This is a genomic window from Streptomyces sp. NBC_00009 (assembly GCF_045040855.1).
In the GTDB taxonomy this organism is placed as follows: Bacteria; Actinomycetota; Actinomycetes; order Streptomycetales; family Streptomycetaceae; genus Streptomyces; species Streptomyces aureus.
The window spans coordinates 8,403,906-8,429,560 of the sequence record NZ_CP108312.1 but is presented as its reverse complement, the minus strand read 5'-3'; the positions used below and the strand labels follow the sequence as shown (position 1 = coordinate 8,429,560).

25 protein-coding genes and 1 pseudogene are annotated in these 25,655 nt (G+C 68.9%); 7 read left to right on the top strand and 19 right to left on the bottom strand.

What is annotated here, in order from left to right; genetic code table 11:
- Window positions 1-50: 50 nt before the first annotated feature.
- From OHA58_RS38380 to OHA58_RS38355, 6 genes are all read right to left on the bottom strand, one after another.
- Window positions 51-1,391 carry an MFS transporter gene (locus OHA58_RS38380; RefSeq protein WP_405484557.1) on the bottom strand — a complete coding sequence of 447 codons (1,341 nt, stop codon included), beginning with the start codon at window positions 1,389-1,391 and terminating at the stop codon, window positions 51-53.
- Window positions 1,392-1,617: 226 nt separating this feature from the next.
- Entirely contained in the window at window positions 1,618-2,571 is a 954-nt protein-coding gene (locus OHA58_RS38375; protein ID WP_405484555.1) for a catechol 2,3-dioxygenase, read from the bottom strand.
- Window positions 2,568-3,671 (bottom strand): 4-oxalomesaconate tautomerase, encoded by a 1,104-nt coding sequence (locus OHA58_RS38370; protein WP_405484553.1) that lies wholly within the window; start codon window positions 3,669-3,671, stop codon window positions 2,568-2,570. The genes OHA58_RS38375 and OHA58_RS38370 overlap by 4 nt, the downstream gene beginning before the upstream one ends.
- Window positions 3,668-4,375, bottom strand: coding sequence for a 4-carboxy-4-hydroxy-2-oxoadipate aldolase/oxaloacetate decarboxylase (locus tag OHA58_RS38365; RefSeq protein WP_405484551.1), 708 nt, complete (start codon window positions 4,373-4,375; stop codon window positions 3,668-3,670). Before OHA58_RS38365 ends, OHA58_RS38370 begins: the two co-directional genes overlap by 4 nt.
- Window positions 4,375-5,124, bottom strand: a complete 750-nt coding sequence (locus OHA58_RS38360; RefSeq protein WP_405484549.1) for a PIG-L deacetylase family protein — start codon at window positions 5,122-5,124, stop codon at window positions 4,375-4,377. Before OHA58_RS38360 ends, OHA58_RS38365 begins: the two co-directional genes overlap by 1 nt.
- Before the next feature lie 66 nt (window positions 5,125-5,190).
- Window positions 5,191-5,841, bottom strand: a complete 651-nt coding sequence (locus tag OHA58_RS38355; RefSeq protein ID WP_326715165.1) for a GntR family transcriptional regulator — start codon at window positions 5,839-5,841, stop codon at window positions 5,191-5,193.
- A 412-nt stretch (window positions 5,842-6,253) separates the two neighbouring features.
- On the opposite strand from OHA58_RS38355, the gene OHA58_RS38350 reads away from it, so the two are divergent.
- Complete coding sequence (locus tag OHA58_RS38350) at window positions 6,254-6,616, top strand: hypothetical protein (RefSeq protein ID WP_405484546.1); 363 nt, start codon at window positions 6,254-6,256, stop codon at window positions 6,614-6,616.
- 149 nt (window positions 6,617-6,765) lie between these two features.
- Here OHA58_RS38350 and OHA58_RS38345 read toward each other — a convergent pair whose 3' ends face one another.
- Window positions 6,766-7,188: a hypothetical protein gene (locus OHA58_RS38345; protein WP_405484544.1), complete on the bottom strand. Its 423-nt coding sequence runs from the start codon at window positions 7,186-7,188 to the stop codon at window positions 6,766-6,768.
- 699 nt (window positions 7,189-7,887) lie between these two features.
- On the opposite strand from OHA58_RS38345, the pseudogene OHA58_RS38340 reads away from it, so the two are divergent.
- Window positions 7,888-8,101 (top strand): annotated as a pseudogene (locus tag OHA58_RS38340) (DUF899 domain-containing protein); the annotation flags it as partial.
- Window positions 8,102-8,216: 115 nt separating this feature from the next.
- Here the strand turns inward: OHA58_RS38340 and OHA58_RS38335 are convergent.
- The 7 genes from OHA58_RS38335 to OHA58_RS38305 all read right to left on the bottom strand — a co-directional run bounded on the left by OHA58_RS38335 (window position 8,217) and on the right by OHA58_RS38305 (window position 17,456).
- Complete coding sequence (locus tag OHA58_RS38335) at window positions 8,217-9,509, bottom strand: ThuA domain-containing protein (RefSeq protein ID WP_405484542.1); 1,293 nt, start codon at window positions 9,507-9,509, stop codon at window positions 8,217-8,219.
- A 34-nt stretch (window positions 9,510-9,543) separates the two neighbouring features.
- Complete coding sequence (locus tag OHA58_RS38330; RefSeq protein WP_405485391.1) at window positions 9,544-11,700, bottom strand: RICIN domain-containing protein; 2,157 nt, start codon at window positions 11,698-11,700, stop codon at window positions 9,544-9,546.
- 135 nt (window positions 11,701-11,835) lie between these two features.
- A complete protein-coding gene (locus tag OHA58_RS38325) occupies window positions 11,836-13,212 on the bottom strand; it encodes a ricin-type beta-trefoil lectin domain protein (protein ID WP_405484540.1) in 1,377 nt (458 codons plus the stop codon).
- Between the two features lie 792 nt (window positions 13,213-14,004).
- Complete coding sequence (locus OHA58_RS38320; protein ID WP_405484538.1) at window positions 14,005-15,390, bottom strand: MFS transporter; 1,386 nt, start codon at window positions 15,388-15,390, stop codon at window positions 14,005-14,007.
- A 204-nt stretch (window positions 15,391-15,594) separates the two neighbouring features.
- Complete coding sequence (locus OHA58_RS38315; protein WP_405484536.1) at window positions 15,595-16,050, bottom strand: RpiB/LacA/LacB family sugar-phosphate isomerase; 456 nt, start codon at window positions 16,048-16,050, stop codon at window positions 15,595-15,597.
- A 12-nt stretch (window positions 16,051-16,062) separates the two neighbouring features.
- Window positions 16,063-16,464, bottom strand: a complete 402-nt coding sequence (locus tag OHA58_RS38310; RefSeq protein ID WP_405484534.1) for a hypothetical protein — start codon at window positions 16,462-16,464, stop codon at window positions 16,063-16,065.
- Window positions 16,461-17,456, bottom strand: coding sequence for a LacI family DNA-binding transcriptional regulator (locus OHA58_RS38305; RefSeq protein WP_405484532.1), 996 nt, complete (start codon window positions 17,454-17,456; stop codon window positions 16,461-16,463). Before OHA58_RS38305 ends, OHA58_RS38310 begins: the two co-directional genes overlap by 4 nt.
- On the opposite strand from OHA58_RS38305, the gene OHA58_RS38300 reads away from it, so the two are divergent.
- Window positions 17,449-18,336, top strand: coding sequence for an ATP-binding protein (locus OHA58_RS38300; protein ID WP_405485389.1), 888 nt, complete (start codon window positions 17,449-17,451; stop codon window positions 18,334-18,336). The genes OHA58_RS38305 and OHA58_RS38300 overlap by 8 nt on opposite strands.
- Here the strand turns inward: OHA58_RS38300 and OHA58_RS38295 are convergent.
- Window positions 18,328-18,543, bottom strand: a complete 216-nt coding sequence (locus OHA58_RS38295) for a hypothetical protein (protein ID WP_405484530.1) — start codon at window positions 18,541-18,543, stop codon at window positions 18,328-18,330. The two genes, OHA58_RS38300 and OHA58_RS38295, sit on opposite strands and share 9 nt — an antisense overlap.
- A gap of 485 nt (window positions 18,544-19,028) precedes the next feature.
- Between OHA58_RS38295 and OHA58_RS38290 the strand changes: the two genes are divergently transcribed.
- Window positions 19,029-19,763 carry a dienelactone hydrolase family protein gene (locus tag OHA58_RS38290; RefSeq protein WP_405484528.1) on the top strand — a complete coding sequence of 245 codons (735 nt, stop codon included), beginning with the start codon at window positions 19,029-19,031 and terminating at the stop codon, window positions 19,761-19,763.
- Between the two features lie 361 nt (window positions 19,764-20,124).
- Here the strand turns inward: OHA58_RS38290 and OHA58_RS38285 are convergent, their stop codons facing one another.
- The 4 genes from OHA58_RS38285 to OHA58_RS38270 all read right to left on the bottom strand — a co-directional run bounded on the left by OHA58_RS38285 (window position 20,125) and on the right by OHA58_RS38270 (window position 22,788).
- Window positions 20,125-20,874 (bottom strand): hypothetical protein, encoded by a 750-nt coding sequence (locus tag OHA58_RS38285; RefSeq protein WP_405484526.1) that lies wholly within the window; start codon window positions 20,872-20,874, stop codon window positions 20,125-20,127.
- Window positions 20,875-21,394: 520 nt separating this feature from the next.
- Window positions 21,395-21,610, bottom strand: a complete 216-nt coding sequence (locus OHA58_RS38280; protein WP_405484524.1) for a penicillin acylase family protein — start codon at window positions 21,608-21,610, stop codon at window positions 21,395-21,397.
- Window positions 21,607-21,864 (bottom strand): nuclear transport factor 2 family protein, encoded by a 258-nt coding sequence (locus OHA58_RS38275; protein ID WP_405484522.1) that lies wholly within the window; start codon window positions 21,862-21,864, stop codon window positions 21,607-21,609. The genes OHA58_RS38280 and OHA58_RS38275 overlap by 4 nt, the downstream gene beginning before the upstream one ends.
- A gap of 54 nt (window positions 21,865-21,918) precedes the next feature.
- Window positions 21,919-22,788, bottom strand: coding sequence for a UbiA family prenyltransferase (locus OHA58_RS38270; RefSeq protein ID WP_405484520.1), 870 nt, complete (start codon window positions 22,786-22,788; stop codon window positions 21,919-21,921).
- 148 nt (window positions 22,789-22,936) lie between these two features.
- Here OHA58_RS38270 and OHA58_RS38265 point away from each other — a divergent pair, with 148 nt between their 5' ends.
- From OHA58_RS38265 to OHA58_RS38255, 3 genes are read left to right on the top strand one after another with little or no spacing between them, the layout of a single operon-like run.
- On the top strand, window positions 22,937-23,995 hold the full coding sequence (locus OHA58_RS38265; RefSeq protein WP_405484518.1) for a type III polyketide synthase: 1,059 nt from the start codon (window positions 22,937-22,939) through the stop codon (window positions 23,993-23,995).
- Window positions 23,996-24,021: 26 nt separating this feature from the next.
- Window positions 24,022-24,546: an isoprenylcysteine carboxyl methyltransferase family protein gene (locus tag OHA58_RS38260; RefSeq protein WP_405484516.1), complete on the top strand. Its 525-nt coding sequence runs from the start codon at window positions 24,022-24,024 to the stop codon at window positions 24,544-24,546.
- Window positions 24,543-25,556, top strand: a complete 1,014-nt coding sequence (locus tag OHA58_RS38255) for an NAD(P)/FAD-dependent oxidoreductase (protein ID WP_405484514.1) — start codon at window positions 24,543-24,545, stop codon at window positions 25,554-25,556. The genes OHA58_RS38260 and OHA58_RS38255 overlap by 4 nt, the downstream gene beginning before the upstream one ends.
- The last annotated feature ends 99 nt before the right edge of the window (window positions 25,557-25,655 follow it).

The window sequence follows — 25,655 nt, the reverse complement described above, 5'->3', positions numbered from 1 at the left end:
ACGGGCCGGACCTCTGCGAGGTCCGGCCCGTTTCTCATACGGTTCTCAGGTCAGCTCGCCACGGACACCGGCGCGCCCGCGCCGCTCGTGTCGGCAACGGCCGGCTGCAGGCTGGGCAGGCCGGTCAGGCTGACGAAGACCAGCGCGAAGACGCCTGCGAGTGCGAACGCGGTGAAGCCCGCCGTGTGCGAGCCGTGGTCGATCAGCCGGCCGCCGAGCCACGGTCCGAAAACGGCGCCGAAGCGGCCCATGCCGGAGACCCAGCCGACGGCGGTGCCACGGTTCTCGTCGGTCGAACGGTGCGCCACCGTGGCGTAGACCATCGCCTGGCCACTGAAGAGGAACAGACCGGTCAGGAAGACCACGATGTACGTGAGCGCGAGCGGCATATGGACGCTGAGCACCCCAATGCCGACGGCGGTGCAGGCGAACCAGATGGCGGAGATGCGCGAGCCTCCGAACCTGTCGGTGAGCCGCCCGCCGACCAGCATGCCGACGATGCCACCGGCGTTGATGGCGATGACGAAACCGATCGCGGACCCGAGGTCGTAGCCGGCGGCACGCATCATCGACGGCAGCCACTGCGAGAAGCCGTACACCAGGAGGAGCCCGCCGAAGGAGGCCAGCCAGAAGAACAGGGTCTGGATCCACAGCTTGCCGCGGAACAGGGCGGCGAGCGCCCCCCAGCCCTCGCCCGCCGGACGCTTGATGCCCGGGGCGGCGAGCTCGACGCCATAGCGGTCGGCGAGCGCCGCGGCCTCTGCCGTACGCCCCTTGGCCTGCAGGAAGGCCAGCGATTCGGGCAGGTACCTGGCGGCCAGCGGGACGCCGATGAAGAGCGGGATCACACAGATCCAGAAACAGAGACGCCAGTCGCTGTCGGTCCACAGCGCCACGAAGCCGGCCAGGATGCCGCCGGCCTGGTGGGCGGTCATCAGAGAGCCGACGATCAAGGCGCGGCGGCCGCGCGGGGCGTACTCCGCGACCAGGGTGATCGCGCTGGGCAGCAGCCCGCCGAGGCCGAGGCCGACCACGAAGCGGCCGATGCTGAATACGCCGAGGCTGCTCGCTGTGGCGCAGAGGGCGGAGGCCAGGGAGAAGACCGCGGTGGAGGTGATGATGGTCTGCTTGCGGCCGACCCGGTCGCTGAGGGTGCCCGAGCACAGGGCGCCTATCAGCATGCCGAACGTGGCGTACGAGCCGACGTCGCCGGCCTTGCCGGGGCTGATGCCCAGCGCCTTGGTCTCGAGCATGTGCGGCAGCACGGAACCGTAGACGAACATGTCCAGGCCGTCGAAGAAGACGAGCAGCCAGCACAGGCCGACGACCAGCAGGGCCAGCCGGTTGCCGCGCACGGCGCTGTCGGCCGCGGTTGGGGTGGAGGGCGACATCGGGGGTTCCTCTCGTTCGGGACAGCGGTGTCCCTGGAGGCGGCTTCGGGGAGGGGGCGAGCCGAGCGGCTCGATGGCGACGGACCCGGCGTGCGGATGACGTTAGAGACCCGGCCAATTGACGTCAACGGTTTTGTTAACAATATTTCGAGCAATCGGGGAACGAGCAGGGGTGGGCTGCACACGGCTGTGTGCAGCCCACCCCTGAGCGCGTCCTGCGGGTCGGTCAGTCCTCCGGCGGGGTGCCGTGGGTATGGAAGGACTCGATGGTCTTCAGGCCCCAGGCCTGCCCCTTCTTCCGCTCCTCCTCGGTCCAGGTGATGAGCGGCCAGTTGGGGGCCAGGACGAGGCGGGTGAGCGGGTTGCACAGCTCGATGCGGTTGCCGCCGGGCTCGTAGACGTAGAGGAAGAACGTCTGCTGGATGGCGTGCTTGTGCGGGCCGGTCTCGATGAACACGCCGGTGTCGATGGCGAGATCGGCGGCTCGCAGGATGTCCTCGCGGGTGTCGGTGGCGAAGGCGATGTGGTGGAGGCGGCCGGTCGAGCCGGTCCAGTCGGAGGTGTAGACGACGTCGTACGACTTGTTGGTGAAGGTCAGCCACTTGGCGCCGATGGTGCCGTTGTCGAGCTGGATCTGCTCGGTGGGGCGGGCGCCCAGGACGTGCTGGTGGAAGTCGGCGTTGGCGGCGACGTCGGCTGCCAGGTAGTTGACGTGGTCGAGGCGGCGCACCCCGACTCCCTTGTTGGGCTTGGCCTGTGGCTGGTTCTTCAGCGCAGGCTTCAGCTCGTCGGGCGCCTCGTAGTGCTTGCTCTCCCAGTAGAGGGCCATCTCGTGGCCGTCGGGGTCCTCGGCGACGTAGATCTTGCCGATGCCCGGCTCGTCCTCGGCCCACCGGCCCGAGCAGCCCGCCGCCTCCAGCTCCTTGACCCGCCGCCGCAGGGCCTCCTCGCTGGAGGTGCGCAGGGCGGTGCGACGGATGCCGGGCTTGTCGTTCGCGGTGAGGACGAGGCTGTGATGTTCGTAGTCGTCGAAGGTCCGCAGATAGACGGAGTCGCCCGAGCGGCCGTTCACGGTCAGGCCCAGGTAGTCGGTGAAGAACGCGACGCTGGCGTCCAGGTCCGGAGTGAGCAGTTCGACGTGGCCGAGGTGGGCGATGTCGCCGAGAGGCGGATTCGTCATCCGTTGCCTCCTTGGGAGTCGGGGCGGGGGGAGGGATCTGCGGATCGCGGGAAGACCGTGCCGTCGAAGATCTTTCGTGCGGTACGCACCACAGCGGTGCGGCGCGCCACGGCTGAGCCGGCGCAGAGCTCGACACCGGCCTCGATGTCGAGGAACCCGGTGGGGTGCTCGATGCGCAACCGGTCGCCGTGGGAAGGGAGCCGGGCGATTGGCTCGGCGACGGAACCGGGAATGCGCAGCCCGGCGGCGACGCTCGCCGCGCCCAGAACCCCGATGGAGGTGTGGGCGCGTTCGGGGATGAAGGTGCGGGTCATCACCGTGCCGCCGCCCACGGGCGGGGCGAGGAGGGTGAGCTTGGGGACGGTTGTGTCCGCAGCATCGCCGAGCCCCATCAAGGGGCCTGCTTCCAGGCGGATTTCACGCAGCCGCGCACTGAGGGCCTGGTCGGCCTCGAGCTCCTCGGGGCTCTCGTAACCGGTGACCCCGAGGGAGCGGGCGGCAATCAGCACGGTCGGCATCCCGTTGTCCACGCAGGTCACCAGCGTACCGGCGACGATGTCCAGGGCCCGGCCAGTGGGCAGCAACGAGTGTGCACCCCGAGGGAATTCGATGACGACAGGCGCCGCGCTGCCCGGCACTCCGGAAATTGCCGCGTCACCGGTGTAGTCGACGCGGCCGCCCGGGGTGGGGAAGGTCGCGGTGGCGAGGTCGCCGCTGTTGAGCATACGGATCCGGACGGAGGTCTCGCCGTCCGAGCCCGCCACGAGCCCGCGCTCGACGGCGAACGGCCCGACGCCGGCGAGAACGTTCCCGCAGTTCTGACGGTCACTCACCTCGGCCTTGTCGACGGCGACCTGAAGGAAGAGATAGTCGACGTCGGCGTCCGGGGATTTCGAGACGGACACCACACCCACCTTGCTGGTGAGGGGGTGCGCGCCGCCGAGCCCGTCGATCTGGCGCGGGTCGGGACTGCCCATGATCCGCCGGAGCAGCGCGTCGCGCTCCCCCGGCTCTGCAGGCAGGTCGCGGGCCAGGAAGTAGGCACCCTTGGAGGTGCCGCCGCGCATCAGCATGCAGTGCACCTCCTCGGGCCTGCTCACGATGCATCCCCGGTGCAGTACTCCTCGTATGACTGGTACGTGACTCCGAGCCGCTCGAGCGTCTCCCGCAGCCCGTACCGGTCGAGTCCCAACTGCCCTTCCTGGAAGGCGGCCCGGGACCTGGCCTCCTTGGCCTCGCGGGCCATTGACGCCTCGGCGGTCTGCCGTGCCTTCGCACGCGGCACGACCACGACACCGTCGTCGTCGGCGACGATCACGTCACCGGCGCGGATCACCTGGCCGCCGATCACGACTGGTACGTTCACGGATCCGCCGGTGGCTTTGACGGTGCCCTGCGGGCTGAGCGCGGCCGCCCAGGCCGCGAACCCCATCTCGCGCAGCTCGACGGTGTCGCGGATGCCCGCGTCGGTGACGACGCCGCGCACCCCGCGCCGCTGCAGCGCGGTCGCGAACAGCTCGCCGAACATGCCGTCGGTGGACGGCGACGTGGTCGTCACGACCAGGATGTCGCCTTCACCGCACTGCTCGACCGCCGCGTGGATCATGAGGTTGTCGCCGGGCCAGGACAGGACGGTCACCGCGGTGCCCGCGATCCGGGTGTCCTGCTGGACGGGGCTCAGGTGCGAGCCGAGGAACCCGGTGCGCCCCATCGCCTCGGAGATGGTGGCCGTGCCGTACCCGGCAAGCGCCTCGACATCCTTCGGATCCGCCTTCGGGGGATTGGTGATGATCACGCCGCCCATCAGCCGAGCTCCTTCGCGATCTGCGGGTAGGGGCGCATGTATGCCTCGGCCATGGTCCGGTGAGCCAGACCCAGGTTCGGTCCTGCGTTCCGCTTGAGCTGGACTCCTCGTCGTACGGCGAGGTCCGTGTAGTAGTCCCACAGGTGCTGCTGGGCGCCCAGACACTCCATCGCCTGCCGCTTGGTGTCCCACACCTCTGTGATGTCGAGGAGGACCTCCGGCTTGAAGCCGCTCATCTCGGGCTGGTGCGGCTCGAAGAAGAAGACCGGCGGGGCACCGATGATCTCGCCGGGGCCCGGGTAGCCGATGGCTTGGGCGAGGACGCGGGCGTCGAGGGCCATGCGGTGGGCGGCCGGGTGATCGCCGTTGTACGGGTCCTCGGCCGGGTGAGTGAGGACGACGTCCGGCTGGGTCGCACGGTAGACCTCGACAAGGCGGTCGGTCAGCTCCGGGGTGGCCAGGAGCGGGTAGTCACCCGCGTCGAAGAAGCGCACCTCGGCGCCGAGCACAGCGGCGGCCCGCTCTGCCTCGTCCCGGCGTATCGCCTTGATCTCCGCAAGCTTCCTACCCTCGCGCCAGGCCTTTGCGGACTCGCCGCGCTCACCGAAGGTCAGGCACGCGATGGTGACCTTCTCATCCCGGGAGGCGGCCAGCGCGATGGCTCCGCCGGCCCGCCAGACGAAGTCTCCGGCGTGCGCGGTGACGACCAGGGTGGATCGTGGGGTGGTGGGCGCCTTGCCGTGTGTCATGGGCTGAATCTCCTTGTTGGACAGGAAGGTCGGCCCACCCCCGTGGCGTCGGTCGTGCGGCGCGCGCTATTCGCGCAACGCGTCGATCACACCCGTCAGATGGGCACGAACGGCCGCCTCTGCGGCCTTCGGGTCCCTGGCCGCGATCGCCTCGATCATGGCCAGGTGTTCACCCAGGGACTGCTGGGGGCGTCCCGGTCTCAGCGCGAGCTGGAACCGGTGGCGCACCAGCTGCCCGTTGAGACGGTCCAGGAGTTCCAAAGCCACCGGCTGACCGGAGAACTCCCGGATCAGGAAGTGGAGTTGCTGGTTGAGTTCGGAGTACGTCACCGGCTCGCCGTCGGCGACCGCCTTCGTCATCGCGGCGCCCACGTCGGCCAGCTGGGCCAGCTGCTCGTCGCTGGCCGCGACGGCCGCCTTGGCCGCGCAGAGCCCTTCCAAGGCCATACGGCACTCAGTGATGGCCACCGCTTCTTCGACCGTCACCACCCGCACCCGCGAGCCGCGGTTACGGATCCGCTCGACCAGTCCTTCCGCCGCCAGATCGATCAGAGCCGCTCTGACGCTGGCCCGCGTCACACCGAACTCCTCGGCGAGCTCGTTCTCCACCAGCCGCTGGGCCGGTGCCATGTCGCCTTGCAGAATCGCCTGCCTGAGCTGCGTCAACGCCTGCTGCTTGGCCTGCTCTCCGGTGCCCGAACGGGGTTGGTCCGGCATCGCTTGCCCTCCCTGGGTGAGTGCTTCTCAAAGCTAAATCTAGGGCAACAGAATTGTCAACAATTTCGTTGAAGGTGCTGCGGGGTGTGGCGATGGGGGGTGCGTTCGTCCGCCGAGGCAGGATCCATGCGCCCTCGCAGGTATGCCGCGGCCCCAACCGTCAGCAGCCGGACAGGGATCCACATGGGGAGATTTCGCATGCCCCCCTTCAGATTCCGCATCCGGGTCAGAGACGATCTCGAGTTCTGATGGCGTTAGGGCGCCCGCGTCAGGCTCTCAGGGCACATGGCCCAAGCTGCGGCTGAGCGCTCGCGCCGGCCGGTCTGTGCATCGAGGCCGCCGAATCAGTACCGGCCGATCCAGCGCCGTGACATCGTCCGAGGGCGGCTGTCATCGCTACTTGGGGGGAATCTTGGAACGACCGGACGACCGTATTGCGTCATCCCTGCGCTTTTCCACGGAGCTCATCGCCTGGGTGGCCACCCCATGGGCGCTGTGGGGAGAGTCCTGGCTGCTCGCTGTCCTGGCTGTGATGATTCTGATCGGCCTGCCCACCGTCTTCTCAACCCCCGGCGACAAGGCGCAGGTACTCATCCCGGTGCCGGGCTCGGTCACGATCCTGCTGGTACTTCTTCAGTTCGGCGCGGCCGTAATTTCCGCATGGCTGGCATGGCCCGTCTGGGCAGCAGTCCTCGTTTCGCTGCTGGCCACTGCGAGCCTCTTCGCGGAACGTCTGCGCTGGCGCTGGCTGGTTTCGACGGATCACAAGAAATGAGGACCTGCTCGGCGCACGCCTGGCCAACTCAAACGAGCCATGCGAAACACGAGGCCGCACCCGGCACAGCGACACCCGCGATTACTGCGACGAGCCGAGCGTCGACGAGCTCATCGGCGACGTCTCTCCGGCAACCGGCCGTCCGCCGCTCAGACCGAGTTCTCCTCGGGGACCGGCAGCGGCTGCCGCCAAGGCGTGGATGTGTCGATATCCGGCGCCTTTCCGCAGATCGCCTGTGCCGTGTTCGTGGCTTCCGCGCGGGTGGGAACAGAGACGCCGAGGAGACTGAAGGGGGAAGAGGTCCGCAGTTCGACACACACGACAGGCCTGCCGGACCGTATGGCCACGAAATCCATCCCGGCTTGGTGGCTGCGCGTGCCGATGCACCAGGTCCCTGGAATCCAAACGCCTCTCTGTGGGACACCGCGCAGGGCCCGCCACCAGTCGGGTTCGATGGTCACCCGCCTCACCGCGGTCAGCGGCGCGCGCACATTGCCGTGGCGAGCGGCTGCCTTTTCCCGCCATGACAGATGCACAACCAAGTCATCGCCATCAACGAAAATCCGCGCCATCGTTTGAATCCGCCTTCCCATCCGGGGCCCCGGCGGCCGCTGGATACCGCGCGGGCATTGCCTCTCGTAGCCCGAGAGGCTGAGGCCGGACACAGCCGGGCCGGCCCAGCCGAGGAGATCACCCACCGCGATCACGGCAGACCGCCAACGACAGAGACTGGGGCAAACAGTTGATCTCGGGGACGGCCTTCCTCACCGGAATCGAGGATCACCGCGTACGCCGCCGGGCGACTCCCTGCCTCGCCACCTTTCACGTGCACCCCGAGTACCCGGCCTTCATACCGCCAACCACTAACAGGCAGTGCCAATGATTCACCCTGCAGAACTGCAGAACCCGGGGCAAGGACGCCGCCCGCTGCCGTGCGCCGACCTGGCCCATCCTGCGCTGCAAGCTTCGACGGGTACCTCGGCTACGCCGTTACAGGCCGAACCCTTCCACCGCACGTGAGGGCCCGCCGGAGGTGTGGGCCACCGCCTGCCCGGCTGAGTCCAGCACCTTGTTCATCACGCTCCGCCGTCCTTTCATGCTGATGCTTTGTGGTGAGGGCGGCGGCGTCAGCCGATTTCGCGTGCCGGTACGGGTGTGGTGCTTTCCGGTTGACGGGCCCGCTGATGCGCCGCTCCGGCCACTCCGGCCACAACAGTTACGAGGAGCGTCAGCAGCAGCGACCGTCGGCTCCCGGAGTCGACTGCCATGCCGGCGACTATCACGAGGACAATCTCGAGGGCCGGCCCGTGATCGGCGATGTCCGCGAGGGGCACCCGTCCAAGGGCCGCCAGGCCTGCCGGTACTGGCGCTCGGACGCCGACGGCATCGCCACCTGTGGGCACGACCGGCCGGCCCGTGCCGCAGTGGAGCCGCACCAGCGCGACTCCCGTGGAGACCCACGGTCGACGCGGCTCCAGACGATGACGATGCCGACGGCCCCCGCGCGCTCGATCGCGGCCGCCAACACCGGCAGGGAAAGGAGGGTGCCCCGTCGCCGGCCTGCGGCGGGGCACCCTCCTACTGCCTCCGATCCGACCGGTCAGGACTGTGCCGTCAGCGTGAAGCTCTGCGCAGGTGAGCCGTCGCAGGTGCGTTGGGTGAGCTGTGTGCTGTTCGTCGCGGCGCTCGCCGCCGTCAGGCACTTGGTGCTGTGTCGGGCGGTGAAGTGGTAGCGCCCAGCACCTTCCTTGACGGGCAGCCATTGCTGGTTCTGCCCTCCGGCGTAACTCCATAGTTGCAGCGGCGCCTTGTCGGCGTCCGAGGCGCCGGTGACGTCGACGACCTGTTGCGGGTTGACGCGGATGCCGACCTGCCGGTATCCGCCCTCGGTCGAGCGGAGCCGGAACTGCTGCGCCTGCGTGCCGTTGCATGCGTACTGCTGGATCGCTGTCCCGTTCGTCGTGGCAGCCGAACGGGCGTCCACGCAGGTGCCGTTGCCGGCGTTCTCCAGCGTGTACCAGGCGGTCTCGGAGATCGGATCGCCCGGCGGGGTCGTGGTGTCTGCGCCGCCAAGCCACTTCAGCCCGTCCAGCAGGAACTCGTTCTGGGTCTCACTCGCAAACGTCGACGACAGGCGGGTGTTGGTGTCGTAGTTCATCGCGTTGTGGCCGAAGTTCGCGTACAGCATCTTGTACTTGGTGTTGGTCCACAGGATCGGGTAGTAGCCGCTGTACCAGGACTGGTTGGGATCCGTGCCCAGCGGGAAGCTGCTGGGGTCGACGGAGGCAAGGATCTTGATGTCCGGGTTCTGCCGAAGGTCGTTGGACCAGCTGTACCACTCGCTGACCGACGAGGTGAACGTGGCCGGCAGGTTCTTGGTGGACGGGTGGGTGCGGTCCTCGACCTTCAGGACCGCGGTCGTCGGGCCCCAGGTGTTGGACTTGAAGTTGCCGCTGCCGAGGAACTGGTTGTGGTACCACGGCCAGCTCGCCGCGTCGGTGGTGAAGGCCGAGACATGGAAACCCATCCAGGCGCCGCCACCGCGCATGTACTGCTCGAATCCAGCCCGTTGGCCGGCCGTCTGCGGCAGGTCGTCGAGGAACAGCACGACTTGGTACGCGCTGACGCCGCCGTTGCTGAGCAGGTCCCAGTTGTTGCTGGCGGTATAGGTGAATCCGTTCGCCGCGGCCCGCTTGGGGAACCAGTCGTTCGCCTCCTTCTCGAAATCTATGTGCGCCGCGTCCCAGGTGCCGCTGTACAGCGCGAGCACCTTGAATGGCGCGGCCGCCGCGCTCGCCCGGGCGGCAGGCGGTGCCGCCAGGGTGAGCAGCGTCGCCAGCAGGAGGAGGACTCGCAGGGACACGCGCGCCGAGCCGGATCTGAAAGTGTGCATCGTTGGATCGGTCCTTTCCGGGCTGGTCACGCGCTCACGGGTAGCTGACGAGGCTGGCGACGTTGGTGGAGGAGTTGGAGGGGCCGCCCCGGTCGTTGACGACGTGCCGGATCGTGCCGGTGCCGCCCAGTGAGACCGTCACCATGTCCTTGAAGCGCACATTCGTGTTGTTGGGCGCCTCGATGGCGTGCTCGGCGGTGACGCCGGGGTTGACGTTGAAGTAGCAGTAGCTGCCGAAGCCGTACACCTGGTGGCTGGTCACCGAGTTCGCCACCTTGTAGGCGGCGTAGCCCTGCGTGGAGCCGTTCATCCAGGCTGCCTGGTTGGGCGGGTCGTACGGCATCTCGTTCTGGTAGAAGTACGTGCGTCCGCCGTTGCCGTTCCAGATGGTCTGGTGCTTCTGGTAGTGCTCGACGAACAGGCCGTACATGGTCGCGTCATCGCCGTTGACGACGAGCCCGGTGTCGGCGGTGTTGCTGGTCCAGCCCACCCCGCTGCCGTGGTCGGCTCGCCACAGCCACAGGTGGTCGCCGATGACGTCGTCACTGTTGATCGTCAGGCTGGTGGTGGCCTTGCCGACCCCCGCTCCGCCGATGCGGAAGAACACGTCGTGCAGGGCGCTGGGGTCGGCACTGTGGTCGGCCGAGGATCCGCTCGGGCCCATCTCCATGAGTTGCGCGGAGTTGGTGGTCCCGGCGTCGATGAGCAGGCCGGCGAGTTGGACTCCGCTCACGTCCGCGATCGTCATCGCCGTGATGCCGTTGTCGGGGATGAGCGTGGCCAGGCCGAGGCCCAGGACGACGGTGTCGGGCCGGGTCACCTTCAACGTCTGGTCGAGGTGGTAGACCCCGGGCGTGACGAGGAGGTTCTTGCCTGCGGCGAGCGCGTCGTTCATCTGCGCGGCCGTCGCGCCCGGCTTGACGATGAAGAAGTCGTCCAGGGACAGGGCCGCACCCGCCGGCGTTCCTGAACTCCATGTCGTGCCACTGGTGTTGGTTCGCACCGAGGGCACGAACACCTTCCAGGCGCCCGCCGGGTCGACGTACAGGAACGGCTTCTCGCGAGTGACCGGCGCCTGGGTGACGGTGGTGTATGGGGGGCTGGGGAAGCTGTTCGCGGGCGCGTTCTTGGCACCGACGAACACCATGTTCCAGTTGGAGCCGGTCCAGCTGCCCCAATCGGTGTTCCGCGACAGCCACTGCTGCTGGGAGCCCGAGTTGACCTGCCCGTCGATCTTCGTATCGGCCATGTAGCCGCCGCTGGACCAGCCGCCGTCGTCCAGGGCGAGGTTGCCGCGCAGGTGCATGCGCCGGTACGGGGCGGCCTGCGACACCGCCCATCGGTCCGTGCCGCCCGTCGGGGTCACCGACAGGTTCTCGGCCGACCGCCAGAAGTTCTGGGTGGCGTTGCCCTGGAACCAGTCGGCCTCGGCGTGCACCGCACCGCGGATGGTGACGTCGTCCGGGGACAGGCCGAGGCCCGCGACCTGCGTGTAGAACCCGACGTTGGCGTTGGCGTCGTACGTGCCCGGCTTGAAGAGGAAGGCCTTGCGGGCAGTGCCGAACTGGTTGGTCTCCTGCTGCGCGAAGGCCGCGTTCAGGCTGCTCTGGATCGTGGCGCCGGGCGTCGACGGATCGAAGACGGTGACGTTGGGGCCGAGATCCGGGGTCCCGGGCGGCGGTGTGACGTCGACGGGATTGACGTAGAAGGACTGGGCCGCGGTGCCGTTGCACGTGTACTGCGTCAGCTGCACGCTGTCCGCGGTGGAGGCGCCCGGCACGTCGAGGCACTTACCGCTGTTGCGGTTCACGAAGTGGTAGCCACCGCTCGACTCGGCGACGGCCTGCCACTGCTGGTTGGCGCCGCCGCTGTACGTCCACAGCTGCACCGGCGCGCCGTCCGCCGTCGAGACGTCGGTGACGTCCCATGCCTTGCCGGCGTCGGCCCGGTTGTCGACCCGGGAGTACCCGCCGGAGGTGGCCTCGATCCGCCACTGCTGAACCTGGGTGCTGTTGCAGGTGTACTGCTGGACGGCGGTCCCGTCCGCCGTCCCGGCGGCCCGTGCGTCGACGCACTTGCCGCTGCCCGCGTTGACGACGGTGGCCCAGCCGGTGGGCGGGGCGGCCGCCGTGGCGGTGACCGGCTCCCGGGCGGTCGCGCTGCCCTGCGCGGCGACTGCCACGCCGGACATGCTGCTCGCCATGAGGGCGAGCACGGTGAGCACCTTCGGTACCCGGTGACGGCCGGGGTCTCTTCTCGATCTGGTTGGGGCGGCTGTGGATCTGAACATGGTGGCCCTCCTGCGCTGATGGGGGGGTGGGGAAGGTCAGCCGGTGTACTTCGCGAAGACGCGCGTGTAGTCCCAGTTCTGCTGGCTCACTCCCGAGCAGCTGTCGGCGACGCCGCCCGTGCAGGGGCGGTCCCGGTTGACCGACCAGAACGTCAGCCGCGCCAGGTGGTGCTGTTGCGCGTACGCGAGGATGGTCTGGAAGTCGGCGACGGTGACCGTCTCGTTCTGGTCGGTGATCCCATTCATCGAGGAGATGCCCATGTCCCGGTACGCCTGGTCGTCGCTGTAGCCGTAGGCGTTCTTGAGGGCCGTCTTGAGTCCCTCGGCGGCGCGCTGGGTGAGCGTGCCCATGTTCTGCCCCGCGCCGCCGAAGTCGAACGGCATGATCGTCCAACTGTCCACGGTCAGGCCTGAGTTGGCGGCCCGGTTGATGAGGCTGGTGTCGGGGCCGGTCTGGCCGGTGCCGATGGTGACGTACACCTTGATGCCGGGGTTGTCGGCCTTGATGGTCTTGAGTGCGTCCACGGTGCGCTGCTGGACCGTCGGATTGCTGTAGGCGTCGGCCTCGATGTCGATGTCGATAGCCTTGAGCCCGTAGGCATTGATGACCTTCTGGTATGCGCCCGCCAGCTCCCCTGCGCTGGAGCAGGAGCTCTCCAGCTTGTTCCCGCTGTAGCCACCGAACGACGGGATGATGTCACCGCCGTTCGCCCGCACGGCGCTGACCGTCTGCTGGTCGACGCCACCGGACAGTGGGCGGCTGCCGTCCCACTGCGGGTTGCAGTAGCCGTTGCTGAGCACGAAGGCGAGGGTGAACCATTTGACGCCGGTGGCGTTCATGACCGTGGCCGGGTTCGGCGGGCTGCCCCAGCCGTTGTAGAGGTACGGGGCGACGGCCATCGGCGCGGTGGGAGTGGTGCCGCCGCCGGTGGGCGCAGTCCACTTCTGGTTGGCGGCGCCGGTGCAGCTCCAGATCTGGATCGGGGTGCCGTTCGTCGAGTTGTTGCCCGTGACGTCGGCGCACTTGTCGGCCTGCTGGTTGACGATGTCGCGGGCCGCGGAGACCGACCACTTCTGGTTCGCGCCGCCCGTGCAGTCCCACAGCTGGAGCTTGGCCCCGTTGACGGTCGAATTCCCGGTGACGTCAAGGCACTTGCCAAGGGCTCGTATCGTCCCGTCGGCGCCGACCGTCCACTGCTGGGCGGCGGTGCCGTTGCAGTCGTAGAGCTGAACGGCCGCGCCGTTCGCCGAGCTCGCCCCGGCCACGTCGAGGCACTTGCCGGCGAGACCCGTGATCGTGCCGGTAGCGGCAGAAGCGGGCGCCGCAGCGAAGGCGCCGGCGGAGACTGCGAGCAGCGTGGTGGTGAGCGCGCCCCGGATCACGGTGGAGCGCGCGAGGGATGGTCTGGTCATCAGGGAGCACAGCCCTTCATGGGAGGCCGACGGTGGGGGCCCCTGTTCACGTTGATGAACAGAGGGTGCATTCATGAAGCTGTGGCGATCGGGAACCTAAAGGTCTGCACCAACGGCGTCAAGAGGTGAACCAAGAAGGGCCTGAACCGAGCTGTGCCCACAAGGAGTTGAACGCGCGAAGGCCCCGGGAAACGCCCCGGTGGCCTCAACCGCCCCTGACTCAAGGCGCGTTACTTACTCCGCGCACGCTTCCGCGGCAGATGTCCGGTTCCAGAGCCCGCACGTCGGGGGCTATGAGGACTTGCTGCGCAACCGGTTGCCGTCCTACGGATCGCGCGCGTCGACTGGACGACGCCAGGCCGGTCCCGGCAAGCATGCCTTGCCGCACCCATCTCTCAAGCTGTGCCATCCCGACTCAGCACCGTGCGGGCTGCGGCCGCCCCCGTCCTCAGAGCCATCTTGGCAACAACGGACCGGCGGCGGGGTCCCCCTCCCCCGCCGGCTCCACGAAGGACGGCAGTTCGCGCATCCGGCGTAGCGGCGACAGAGAGATGGGCAGGACGGGGAGCGACTGGCCGAAAGGTCTCCCACCCTGCCCACCAGGGCCGCCCTCGCTCGCCGCGGGGCCGCAGCGGCGACCCCGCGGCGAGCGGCGATGCCTCGTCGGGATCAGAAACGGGCGCTCACCACGATTCGCACGTCGCACCTCGTACGTCGACGTACAGGTCGGCAAGACTGCCGGCCCGGACGTGGCGGCGTGCCGCGGACTCACGGGTGAGTCGGAGAACAGAGTTACCGAGACTCGGACGAGAGCGGCAGGACGCCACTCGCCGGCGTCCCTGAAGCGGCCTGAGTACGCCTTTCCTCTGCAACAAGGCCGAGCACGCGCTCCCGCTCATGGCGGCCCCAGGTCTCCTTGGTTGCGAGGATGCCGCCGAGGCCGATCACGGCCGCGGCGAGGTAGAGCAGCGCGGCGCCCGGCCAGCCGAAGGCACCCACCAGAGCGGCGGCGAGCAGTGGGGCGAAGCCGCCGATGGCCGCGGCGACTTGGTAGCCGAGCGAGGCTCCCGAGGTACGGGTCGCGGTGCGGAACTGCTCGGTGAGCAGAGAGCCCTGGGTTCCGGTGAGTGATGCGTGGATGAGGCCGATACCGATGATGAACACCGTGACCACAAGGGCGGGTTGGGCAGCGTTGGTGAGCAAATACATCGGGAAGGCGAAGAGGATCGCCGCCGAACAAGCCGTTATGTAGATGGGGCGGCGTCCTATGCGGTCGGTGAGCGCGCCGGCGAGGAAGGTGACCGCAATGGCAAGGATGCTGGCGGCGGTGATCGCGCCGAGGGCGACGGGCCTGAGGTCGGGGTGGCGTTCGGTGATGTAGCTGAGCAAGTAGGTTGCGGTGGAGTAGTAGGCGAAGGATTCGACGACGCGCAAGGCGATGACGCGCAGAATGCCACGCCAGTCGTCGGCCAGAGTGGCGCGGAACGGGTTCTTCTCGGTGTTGCCGCCGGCCTGGGCTTCCTGGAATTCGGGGGATTCGGAGAGGCGGGAGCGGACGATCAGCGCGGCGATCACCATGACGGCGCTGAGCAGGAAGGGGGTCCGCCACTGCCAGTTGCCGTCGAGGGTGTCGCTCCACGCGAACACACCGCTGGCCAGGGCTATGCCCAGAGGATTGCCGGACTGGGGGATCGCGGCGAACATGCCGCGGCGGTGCCACGGCGCGTGCTCGTAGGTCATGGTGATCGCCCCGCCCCACTCGGCGCCGAACGCGAGGCCCTGGATCATGCGGATGGCCACGAGCAGGATCGGTGCGAGCACACCGACCTGTCCGTAGGTCGGCAGCACGCCGATGAGGAAGGTGGCGGCACCCATCACGATCATCGCCGCTACGAGGACGGGTTTGCGGCCGAACTTGTCGGCGAAATAGCCGCCGATGGCGCCCCCGAGCGGGCGCATGACGAAGCCGACCGCGAGGGTGGCGAAGGAGAGCAAGGTGCCGACGAACCGATCGCTCTCGGGAAAGAAGACCGCTCCGAAGTAGAGCGCGGAGGCGGTGCCGTAGGCGATGAAGTCGTAGTTCTCGACGCTCGTGCCGAAGGCCGCGGCGATCGCGGTCTTGACGCGGTCCTTGGAGCCGAGCACGCTCCGCCGCCCGGCAGGGACGTTGGTGGACATGGGAGTTCTCCTTGAAGGGTCGCCGGATCGACTCCGGCGTCTACGCAGTGAGAAGGATGGGAGGGCCGCACGAGGGAGGCCGGGTCCTTTGACCAGGTGTTTGGGGCATGACAAGGAGACGCCCGGCGTGGTCGTCCGTGGGCAGGGCGTTCGGTGTCAGCGAAAGAGAGGGCTCACCCGCTCAAGGGGTGCGTGGGCTGCTTGTCAGGGGGCCGGGGTCAGGGCGTCGAGCGCGTTCAGTTTGGCGACCCGGCGGCGGGTTTCTTCGTCGTTGTCGAAGACGGCTCCGAGGAACTCTCGGACGATGTCGGGCACGAGCGCGTGCGGGACCAGCCAGGCCCCCATGGCGATGGCGTTGGCGTCGTCGTGCTCGACGGCCTGGTGCGCGGAATAGGGCTCGTGGGCAAGGCCGCAGCGGACGCCGGGCAGTTTGTTGGCGGCCATGACGGCGCCCTGGCCGGTGCCGCAGACGAGCACGGCTCGATCGGCGGAGCCAGAGAGCACAACCTCGCAGGTGGTGCGGGTGATGTCCGGGAAGTCGACAGGGTCGCAGCTGTGGGTGCCGCAGTCGATCACCTCATGTCCGAGAGCCTCAATGGCCTTGTGGACGGTGTCCTTGAGCGTATATCCGGCGTGGTCTGCGCCGAGGGCAACCTTCACGGGCTGTTCCTTTCAGGAAGGGTGCGCTGCGGTTTCGCCATGAAGAGGACGGACGTTGCAGTGCTCGGTCGGATGTGAGAGCGGCGGTAAGCGCAGCGTGCAGCCGTTGGTCGCCCGCTGCGCGATTGCGTAAGCGCAGTCGACGGCCTTGACCGGAGCGCGTGTTCGGCGCCGGGCACCATCACGGCGCGCAGCCGCACGGCCTGAAGGGGTGCCCTCCCGCTGGGCAGCCCCACCAGTGAAGATGCCGGGTTCGTGAGCGAGGAGATCGAGCAGGGCGGCATCACCGCCGAGCGCACCGGCGAGGAGCGTCCTGGCCGGGCGCGCTGCGACAGCTTCGCCGAGGCCAGGCGGGCGGCTGAGGGAGTCGGCGTTTTCGGTGACGGTGGCGCCGACGGTGATCTGGGTGCTCATCGGCTGTCCGCCAAGGCCCGGTCGGCGAAGGTGGTGGGGATGCGTTGCCCGGGTGCCGCTCGGCCGGCGATGAGGTCGACAAGCCCTCGCACACCGAGCCGGCCGATCGACGACGCACCGTTGCGGACCGCGCTGATGGGCGGCGAGGCGAATTCGAACCAGTCGAGGTCGTCGAAGGAGACGATCTCGATGCGGGCGGCCTGCTCCGCGCCGAGCCGGTCGCGCAGCGCGCGCACGGCTCCCAGGGTGGTCGGACCGTTCGCGCCGAACACGGCCGTGAATGTGACGCCGCGGTCGAGGAGGCGGCACATGGCCTCGGCCGCCCCGCCCGCCAGGAAGTCACCGGCCTCGAGCAGCCTGTCGTCGCTACTGATGCCGTGTGCCTGGCGCCCGGCGAGGTAGGCGGCGCGGCGCTCGGCTCCCGTGGAGATCGTGTCCGGGCCGCCGATGAAGGCGACGTCGCGATGGCCCCGACGCTGCAGCCAGGCCAACACCTGTTCCACGCCCTGCACGTTGTCCGTGCCGTACAGCGGGGCGTCGACGCCCTCGATGCTTCGGTTGAGGAACACCAGCGGCAGTCCGGACGCGAGCGTGGCCGCGAGCTGCGGCGAGACGGTGCTCTGCGGCGAGAACAACAGTCCGTCGATGCGTTGGGCGGCGAAGGTCTGAAGGTAGGCGTCGGCCTGTTCGGCGTCCTCGTTCGCGTTGGCCAGCAGCACGGTGTACCCGTGGCGGCGCGCCTCCTGCTCGGCGGCGTGAGCCAGTTCGGAGAAGAACGGGTTGCGGATGTCCGAGACGAGCAGCCCCAGTACGTCGGTGCGGGCGCGCCGCAGAGAACGGGCGGGGCCGTTGGTGATGTACCCCAGCTCGGCCGCGGCCGCGAGCACGCGTGACCGGGAGTCGGCCGAGGTCTGGCTGCTGCCGCTGAGCACTCGGGACGCGGTCCCGAGCCCGACCCCGGCCCGTGCGGCGACGTCCTTGATCGTGGCCATCCGCCCCACCTCCTTGTGGAAACGTTTCCATGAACAGTATGGAATCAAGGTCGCACATCGATCGCGAAATGAGCAAGGCCCCGGAGCGGAAACGCAGCACGCACGAGTACAGCCGGGGCCGGAATGTGCCGCGCTGTGGGTGCAGTCGGCAGCCCCGCAGCTCGTCACCTGGCATGGATCGCTCGTCGGCCTGCTGGCCCGCCGGCTGCGCCTGGCCCTCGACAACCTCCTCGGCAATGCAGCACTCCACGGAGCCCTGACAGCACCATCGACGTCCAACTCACCACGGACATGGACAGTTCGGATCACCGTCGCCGACGACGGCCCCGGCATCCCACCGGACCAGCGCCAAGCGATGAGGGAGCTTCACTCGCGGCGCCCGAACACGCCCCCGGGTACGGTCTCGCCCTCGTCGACCAGCAGGCAGGCCTCCACGCACCAGGGCGCCCTCCACCTCGGCCAAAGCCCCGCCGGAGGAATCCCAAGCTGCTCCTCCCCGCGGCTCACTAATCCCCTGCACGAAGGGCGGGGAGAGTACAGGTTGGGCCGCTTCGAGATGGCGCTCTCGCCGAAGGCGAGGCCTCGCGGGTCTCTCCCAGGATGTCGTGGGCAGATGCACACAGCCACAGTCTGTCCCACGAGTGGGCCGGCGATGCCGGCCTGGCCTGCGGGGTGGCCGGCCTGGGTCCAGGCATTGCGCTGGGCGAGGCCGCACGGGGCCCAGTGCTCGGGGCTACCGCCGAGGATGCCGGGGTGCCTCGACGGACAGCGCGGTTCTCTGTCAGTCCCACCCTGCAGGGCGGGACTGGCCGCAAGCGCGCGGCCTGGCCCGAGCTGCGACTTACTCTCGCACGACGGCCCATCGGACGGGTCAGTCTGACTCCTGTCGCAGGACGCGGCGAGCCGCCTCAGCCTCGGCTGCCGGCGGGGACAGCTCGTCGAGGACATCAAGCTCGTCGTCCCCCTCCAACTCCCGTTCCCAGGCTGCGGCGAGCTGCTCCTGCTCCTCCCCGGGCCTGGCCACGACTGTCTCTCTGTCCTCAGGCGCCAGTGCCGCCAGGAAGCGTGAGACTGAGTCGTTCGGCATGTTGAACACCCCTTCGCTGGGCATGGTGCTGGTCCGGGGCTCAGCATGATCAATCAGTCCGGCGATCGCGGCCCGACACAGCCGCGGCACACTCGGATGGCGCCAACTCCGGTGCCAAGCCTCGCCCGACTCGTACCGCCCGGAGTACGCCCTGCAGGCTCTATCCCTTGCTCACATCCTCGTGCGGGCGATCGACGAGGACTCCCCAAACCTCATGAGCGCGGCGAGCCTCGATCAGACCCCGAGACCCGTTCATCGGCCATCGAGCGAAGCGCCGGTCGGCGCGCCGAATCCGGCCACGGAACCTCCGCAAAACCCGTTGGCGGACCACGGCGACCACTGCTACTTTTCCGGAGGCCGTGCGAGAGAACGAGGAGGTGGTACCCGTGAACGCAGTATCGACATGGGTGCTCCCCTCCGGGGTCACGGTCGGGCGATAGTTCGTCCGGGAGCGCCGTTCAAGAGCACTCCCGAAAGGCACGACCATGCACTTCACTTCTGAAAAGCGCCTCGACGACGGCGTCCTCGAGCGCGAATTCACCCTCGACGAGATCCCCGGCATCCTGTGGACGCCCGGACCCACATCCGCACCGGCACCGCTGATCCTGCTCGGCCACCCTCCCCTCGGACTGCGCAAGATGTACCCCCGGCTGGCGGCCCGGGCCCAGCACTCCGCGGCGGAGGGCTTCGCCACGGCCACCATCGAGCTCCCCGGAAGCGGCGACCGGCCCCGTTGGGCCGCCGTCGAGCAGGCCCGCGCCGACCTGCGCCGGGCGATGGAGACCGGCGAGCCGGTCGGCGACGAGATCGTCGACGCCCTCATCCTCCCGCTGGTCGACAAGGCGGTCCCGGAATGGCAGGCCGCCCTGGACGCGCTCCTTACGCTACCGGGGATCGGCGGCCCGGTCGGGTACTCGGGGGGAGTCATCTCCATCGGCATCCGGCTGGCGGTGGTCGAGCCGCGCATCTCGGCCGCCGCTCTGTTCGCCGGGAGTTTCGTCCCTCGCGCCATGTTCGAGGAGGCCCGCCAGGTCACCATTCCGCTGCACGTCCTGCTGCAGTGGGACGACGAAGGGAACGACCGGCAGGCGGCCCTCGACCTATTCGACGCCTTCGGCTCCAAGGAGAAGACGCTGCACGCCAACATGGGCGGGCACACCGGCGTCCCGCAGTTCGCGGGGGACGCCGCGGCCCAGTTCTTCAGCCGGCATCTGAGCTAGCCGCCGACCACCCCCGCCGTCAGGCCAGCAGCAGACGGTAGGCGGTGCCGGCCAGGCTGCCGCTCATCGAGGACCGGTCCCGGCCCTCCTCGATGACGGCGCCCGGCAGATGACAACCGCCCCGATCGCGGCGGTACCAGCCATCGGCGGTACTGGCCGGTCGGGGCGGCGCTCGGCCACCAGCGCCTGCATCAGCTGGGCCCACGCCGCCGACTCGAAACGTTACCGGTCGCGTCGGCGGCAGGCGCGTGATCGAGGGGCGGCCTCCGGGAGGCCGCCCCTGGCAAGCCATCAGCCCGAGGTCGATCCAGCAGCCGCGACATCGCCCAAGGGCCGACACCAAAGCCCTGCCCCTGGCGCGCTACCCCGCGCTACCGCGGGTCACGCGCACACCTGCGCCGACCGTGGTCACTTGGGTGCTGCCGTAGCCGGCGCACTCTCCGTATTCCTTGACCCACTTGGTGGAACCGGACAGGGATCCGGAGGACGGTCCGCCGAACGTGACGTCGTACCGCGGCTGTTGGTCGCAGCTGGGGACGTTGTAGTACTCGATGAAGCCCGCCTGGGAGGCCTTCAGGTTGCCGGAGCCAGCGGGCAACTTGTAGGTGCCGACGGGGATCCGCTGTCCATTGTTGGTGTCGACGACGGTGCCCGACCAGGTGTCCGTACCGACCCGGGCGATCTCGACACGGAAGGTGTGGCCGTACACGGCGTCGAAGTCCACTCCGCAGCTGACGCCTGCGCCGCCGTCAGCCCCGTCCGAACAGTTGGCGTGGGTGCTTGTCGTGCCGCTGATGAAGGAGGAGAACACCCCACGCAGGCGCTGGTGCCCGTTCGCATCCGGCCGCGGCTGCAGTCCTGCGTACCCGATGTCACTCTGTCCGGTGAACCCGTACTGCATCGCGAAGTAGGTCCCGGATACATGGGCGGTGCCGGTGTTCACGGTGATCGGGAAGTTGAGGGATGTCAGTCCCTCACTGGGAGCCCCGCCTACCGTCCACGACAGTAGTTCGTTCCCGCCGAAGGTCTGCGCCTGGGCGCCAGGTGCCGCGATGAACGGGACGAGTGCGGCGAGGGCTGTAACCGCAGTGCGTGTCAACGCTCGTTTCATCTGATGCTCCTCAAGGGGGTGTTGAAGGTGAGCAGGGCCGTGAACGTCTGGGCACCGCCTTCTCGCACGAATGCTGCAGGCGGTAACAACTGCGCCGCGGTGTCCGCGATGCGACTGAGGTGGCTCTGTCGCCCCAACTCCTGGGCCGACGCCCACCCCCTTTCCCACTTCTACGCGCATTCCGGGAACCGGTGCCCCGGTACCGAGTTCTCTCCAATCGACGTGGAGCGAGGGGAAGGCCACCATCGACCGGAGATCTGCATGCACCTGACAAATTTGATCCCCGCGTCCCCGCACAACGTGCTGTTACTTGCCCCCGAAGGGGCGTTGCAGCAACAGCTGCCGCACCAGGAGGCACATTCTTCGTTCGTCAAAACTCTGCAGCCCAATTGCCTGCGGAAGACTATGGCGCCCCGCCCGAGGAGTGTCAATACATGCTCGTAAACGTGCGACTCCAAGCAGAATCAATCATCGAAGCGCCAGGCAGTCCACCGCCTGGCACTTGGGCCCCGCAGGTCGATCAGCCGGGAGTTGAGGTTGATCGACACAGGCGGCTCAGAGAGCTCGATGGGCCCTTCAGGTCATCCGCAGAGAAGTGGACCGGCCGGAGGTCGCCCTTGGCGTAGCGTTCGGCCTGGTTGTTGAAGTGCGGCGAGTCGGGGTGTCCGCTCGCGCCGCCGGCAGTCACTGCCCAGGCGCGCACTCGCGGCCCGAATTCCAAATGCCGACGACTCACCTACGAATCCACCCTGAAGGGGGCAACATCTGAACCTCGAACTGCAGGTCCGGGATGCGCCGCAGGCCCTCCGCCCAGTAGGCGCGCAGCGCGTCCTTGCCGCGCATGACCCCGTCATTGCCGAGCAGTTGAGCGGCCACCGGCGACCGGAACGTCACGTCGTCAGCGAAGTGCGACAGCAATGCATCCAAGTCGTGCGCGTTCCACGCCGTCACCCAGGAATCGACGAACGCCCGCGCTGGTCCATGATTCATGGGCGCATTATGCCCTTTCGATCAGAACCGGTCCCGGCGAAGGCCGCCCAACGATCACCTGACCCCAGTCCCCCGCAGCACAAGCAACGCCACGTCCACCGCCGCCACGACCACGGCTGCACCGAACGCCGTCCGCTCCCGGCGGCGCCCCATCACCGTCCCCGTCGCCGCGACCAGGACGGCCACCGCGAGGGCCATCGCTCCCCATCTGTCGGGTGGGCCGGCGGGGCCCAGTGCCAGAACCGCCGTCGCGGTCACCAGCGGGACCGGGAGCAGCAGGCGCGCACCGTCAGGGCCGAATCTGTGCGGCCATCCCCGTACGCCCAGCGCCAGATCCGAGCGGATGTCCGGCAGCACATCGCCCAGATGGGCTCCGACTCCCAGGAGCGCACCGGCGGTGACGACCCACCAGGGCGGCCACGGTTGCCCCGGCAGTCCCAGCGCCACGAACGACGGGAGCGTGGCGAAACCCACCGCGTACGGCACCCAGGACCATGCTGTCGCCTTGAGTCGTAGGTCGTACGCCCACGCCGCCGCCACGCCCACGAGGTGAACCGTGCCCGCCCACACACCACAGGCCAGCGACAGCGGTACGCACAGCGCAAGCGCGACGTATGCGGCCACCCACACATGCCTCACCCCGATGGCGCCGTCGACGACGGGTTTGCCATGTCGGCCTGCGGCGATGTCCCGGCGTGCGTCGAAGGCGTCGTTGCACCATCCGATGGACAGCTGACCTGCCAGAACGGCGACCGTGGTGAGGACGAGACGCGCGGTGCCCTGGCCGGAGGTCACGACCATCACGGCCGTCAAAGCGGTGACCACCACCACGGGTGCGGGGTGGCACGAACCGGCGAGGCCGACCGCCCGGCCCGCCCAACCCGTGGTCGCGCCGTCGGCCGCCGCGTGCTCGGGAGTGCCCACCCGGCCGATCGTAGACGCCCCGGCCCCGCCCGGCCCGAGCACGCGCCCGGGGCCGAACGGCCGGACGGGCGATCCCTGGTGGCGAGCCCTCGGCATGGGGAACACGTGGAGAGCAAGCCAGACCAGTCGGTCGTCGGACGGGAACCCTATGACGCGGATCGCCGCCGTTCACGGCGCCCTCGCACCGCACCGTCGCGCCCAATCCGAGATCACCGACATGGTGGCCCGCACGTGCCTGCCCGAGGGCACCGACCGCAGGGTCCTGGACCGGCTGCACCGCAGCGCCAGGGTCGACTCGCGCCACATGACGCTGCCCCTCGACCAGTACGAGGAACTGGACGGGTTCGGCGCCGCCAACGACGTCTTCATCGCTTCCGCCACCGACCTGGGCGGCCGGGCTGTCCGGGACGCACTGCGCATGGCCGGGCTGTCGGCCGCGGACGTGGACCTGCTGATCTTCACTTCTGTCAGCGGCATCTCCACCCCGTCGATCGATGCCCGGCTCGCTGTGCGCCTCGGACTGCGGCGGGACGTCAAGAGACTGCCCATGTTCGGACTGGGCTGTGCCGGCGGCGCCGCCGGTCTGGCACGCATGCACGACTACCTCGTCGGCCGGCCCGACCACGTGGCGGTGCTCCTGTCGGTCGAACTGTGCTCGCTCACGTTCCAGCGCAATGACGCCACCATGGCCAACCTGGTCGCCACCGGGCTGTTCGGCGACGGGGCCGCTGCAGTCGTCGGGTTCGGGGCACACCGCCCGGCCGAGACCGCCGGCCCGACGATCGTGGACACCCGCAGCCACCTCTATCCGGACACCGGGCGCCTCCTGGGCTGGGACGTAAGGGACTCCGGCTTCCGGGTCGTCCTGGATCCCCGTGTCCCCGACGTCATACGCCGTCACCTCGCCGATGACGTCGAGGGGTTCCTCGCAGACCACGGGCTGAAGAGGAAGGACGTAACTGCGTGGGTGTGCCACCCCGGCGGCCCCAAGGTGCTGGAGGCTGTCGCCGAGGCACTCGACCTGCCCGGTGACGCACTCGATGTGACCTGGCGTCACTTGGCCGAGGTGGGCAACCTGTCCTCGTCGTCGGTACTCCACGTGCTGCGCGACACCCTGGCCGACCACCGTCCGCCGCCGGGCACGCCGGGTGTACTGCTTGCGATGGGGCCCGGCTTCGCTTGCGAACTCGTCTTGCTGCGCTGGTAGTTCGGATCTCAAAGGACAGAGGACACATGATCTGGTACGAACTGCTGGTGGCCGCCGTCGCGGGCGAGCGCGTCGCCGAACTCGTCGTCGCCCGCCGCAACGAACGGTGGAGCGCAGCCCGCGGGGCAACCGTCTCCGGGCAGGGCCACTACCCGGCGATGGTCGCCCTCCACACCGGGCTGCTGGGTGGCTGCCTCTGCGAGGTATGGCCGGCCGACCGACCTTTCCTGCCCGCACTGGCCTGGCCGATGCTGGCCCTGTTCGCTGCTGCCCAGGCCCTGCGGTGGTGGTGTGTCAGCACGCTCGGGCCGCGCTGGAACACCCGGGTGATCGTCGTACCCGGACTACCTCTGGTGACAGGAGGCCCGTACCGCTGGCTGCGGCACCCCAACTATGCGGCCGTCGTCGCCGAGGGCGTCGCCCTTCCGCTGATCCACACCGCCTGGGTCACAGCGACCTTGTTCACCCTGCTCAACGCCGCTCTGCTCGCCGTCCGCATTCGCTGCGAGAACCGGGCCCTGGCCGCCTCGACCACGCCCGCTGCGGCGTGATCGACGTACTGGTGGCGGGCGGCGGGCCGGCCGGTCTGGCCGCCGCCATCCACGCCGCGCTCGCCGGCCTGGAGACAGTCGTCGTCGAACCCCGCACCGCGCCCGTGGACAAGGCCTGCGGAGAGGGCGTCATGCCGAGCGGTGTCGCCGCACTGCGAGGACTGGGCATCCAGGTCACCGGCCACGAACTGCGCGGCATCCGCTACGTGGACGGCACGGCACGCGCCGAAGCGTGCTTCCGCGACCGTAGCGGGCTGGGAATCCGCCGTACGACGCTGCACGCGGCGCTTCACCGGCGCGTTCTTGATCTCGGCGTGCGGATGGTGACGGGCAAGGTCGGCGCAGTGCACCAGAGCGCCGACTCTGTCACCGCGGCGGGCACGAGAGCCCGCTGGCTGATCGCCGCTGACGGCCTGCACTCCCCCGTGCGGCGGACGGTGGGACTGGAGCTGCCCGGCGTCAAAGACGGCCGCTACGGACTTCGCCGGCACTTCCGCGTCGAGCCATGGACCGACTTCGTGGAGGTCCACTGGTCCGGTGAGGGCGAGGCCTATGTGACACCGGTCGGCGAGGACCTGGTGGGCGTCGCGATCCTCAGCCGCTGCCGCCGCAGCTACGACCAGCACCTCGCCGGCTTCCCCGCCCTCACGGCGTCGCTCCGCGGTGCGGCCGCGACCGACGTACGTGGCGCGGGACCGCTGCGGCAGCGTGCACGACGCAGAGTCGCCGGCCGTGTCCTGCTCGTCGGAGACGCTGCGGGTTACCTGGACGCCCTCACCGGCGAGGGCATCGCTCTCGGCCTTGCGACGGCACGGGCAGCCGTCCGCTGCCTGGCCGCCGGACGACCGCAGGAGTACGAGCGCGCCTGGACGCGGCTGACCCGTCGCCACCGGCTGCTCACCGGCGCCCTCCTGGCCGCGGGCCGCCGTCCTGGCACCGCCCGCCTCATCGTCCCGGCGGCATCCCGGATGTCACCGGTATTCTCCGCGGCGGTTCACGCGTTGGAGTAGGTGAGCATCCGATCAATGTTCAAGGGGCTCTGCCCGTTTCACCCGCTTCGATTCGCCAGGTTGGTGTGGACTCTCCGGTGAGTTCGCACCGCCACCTAT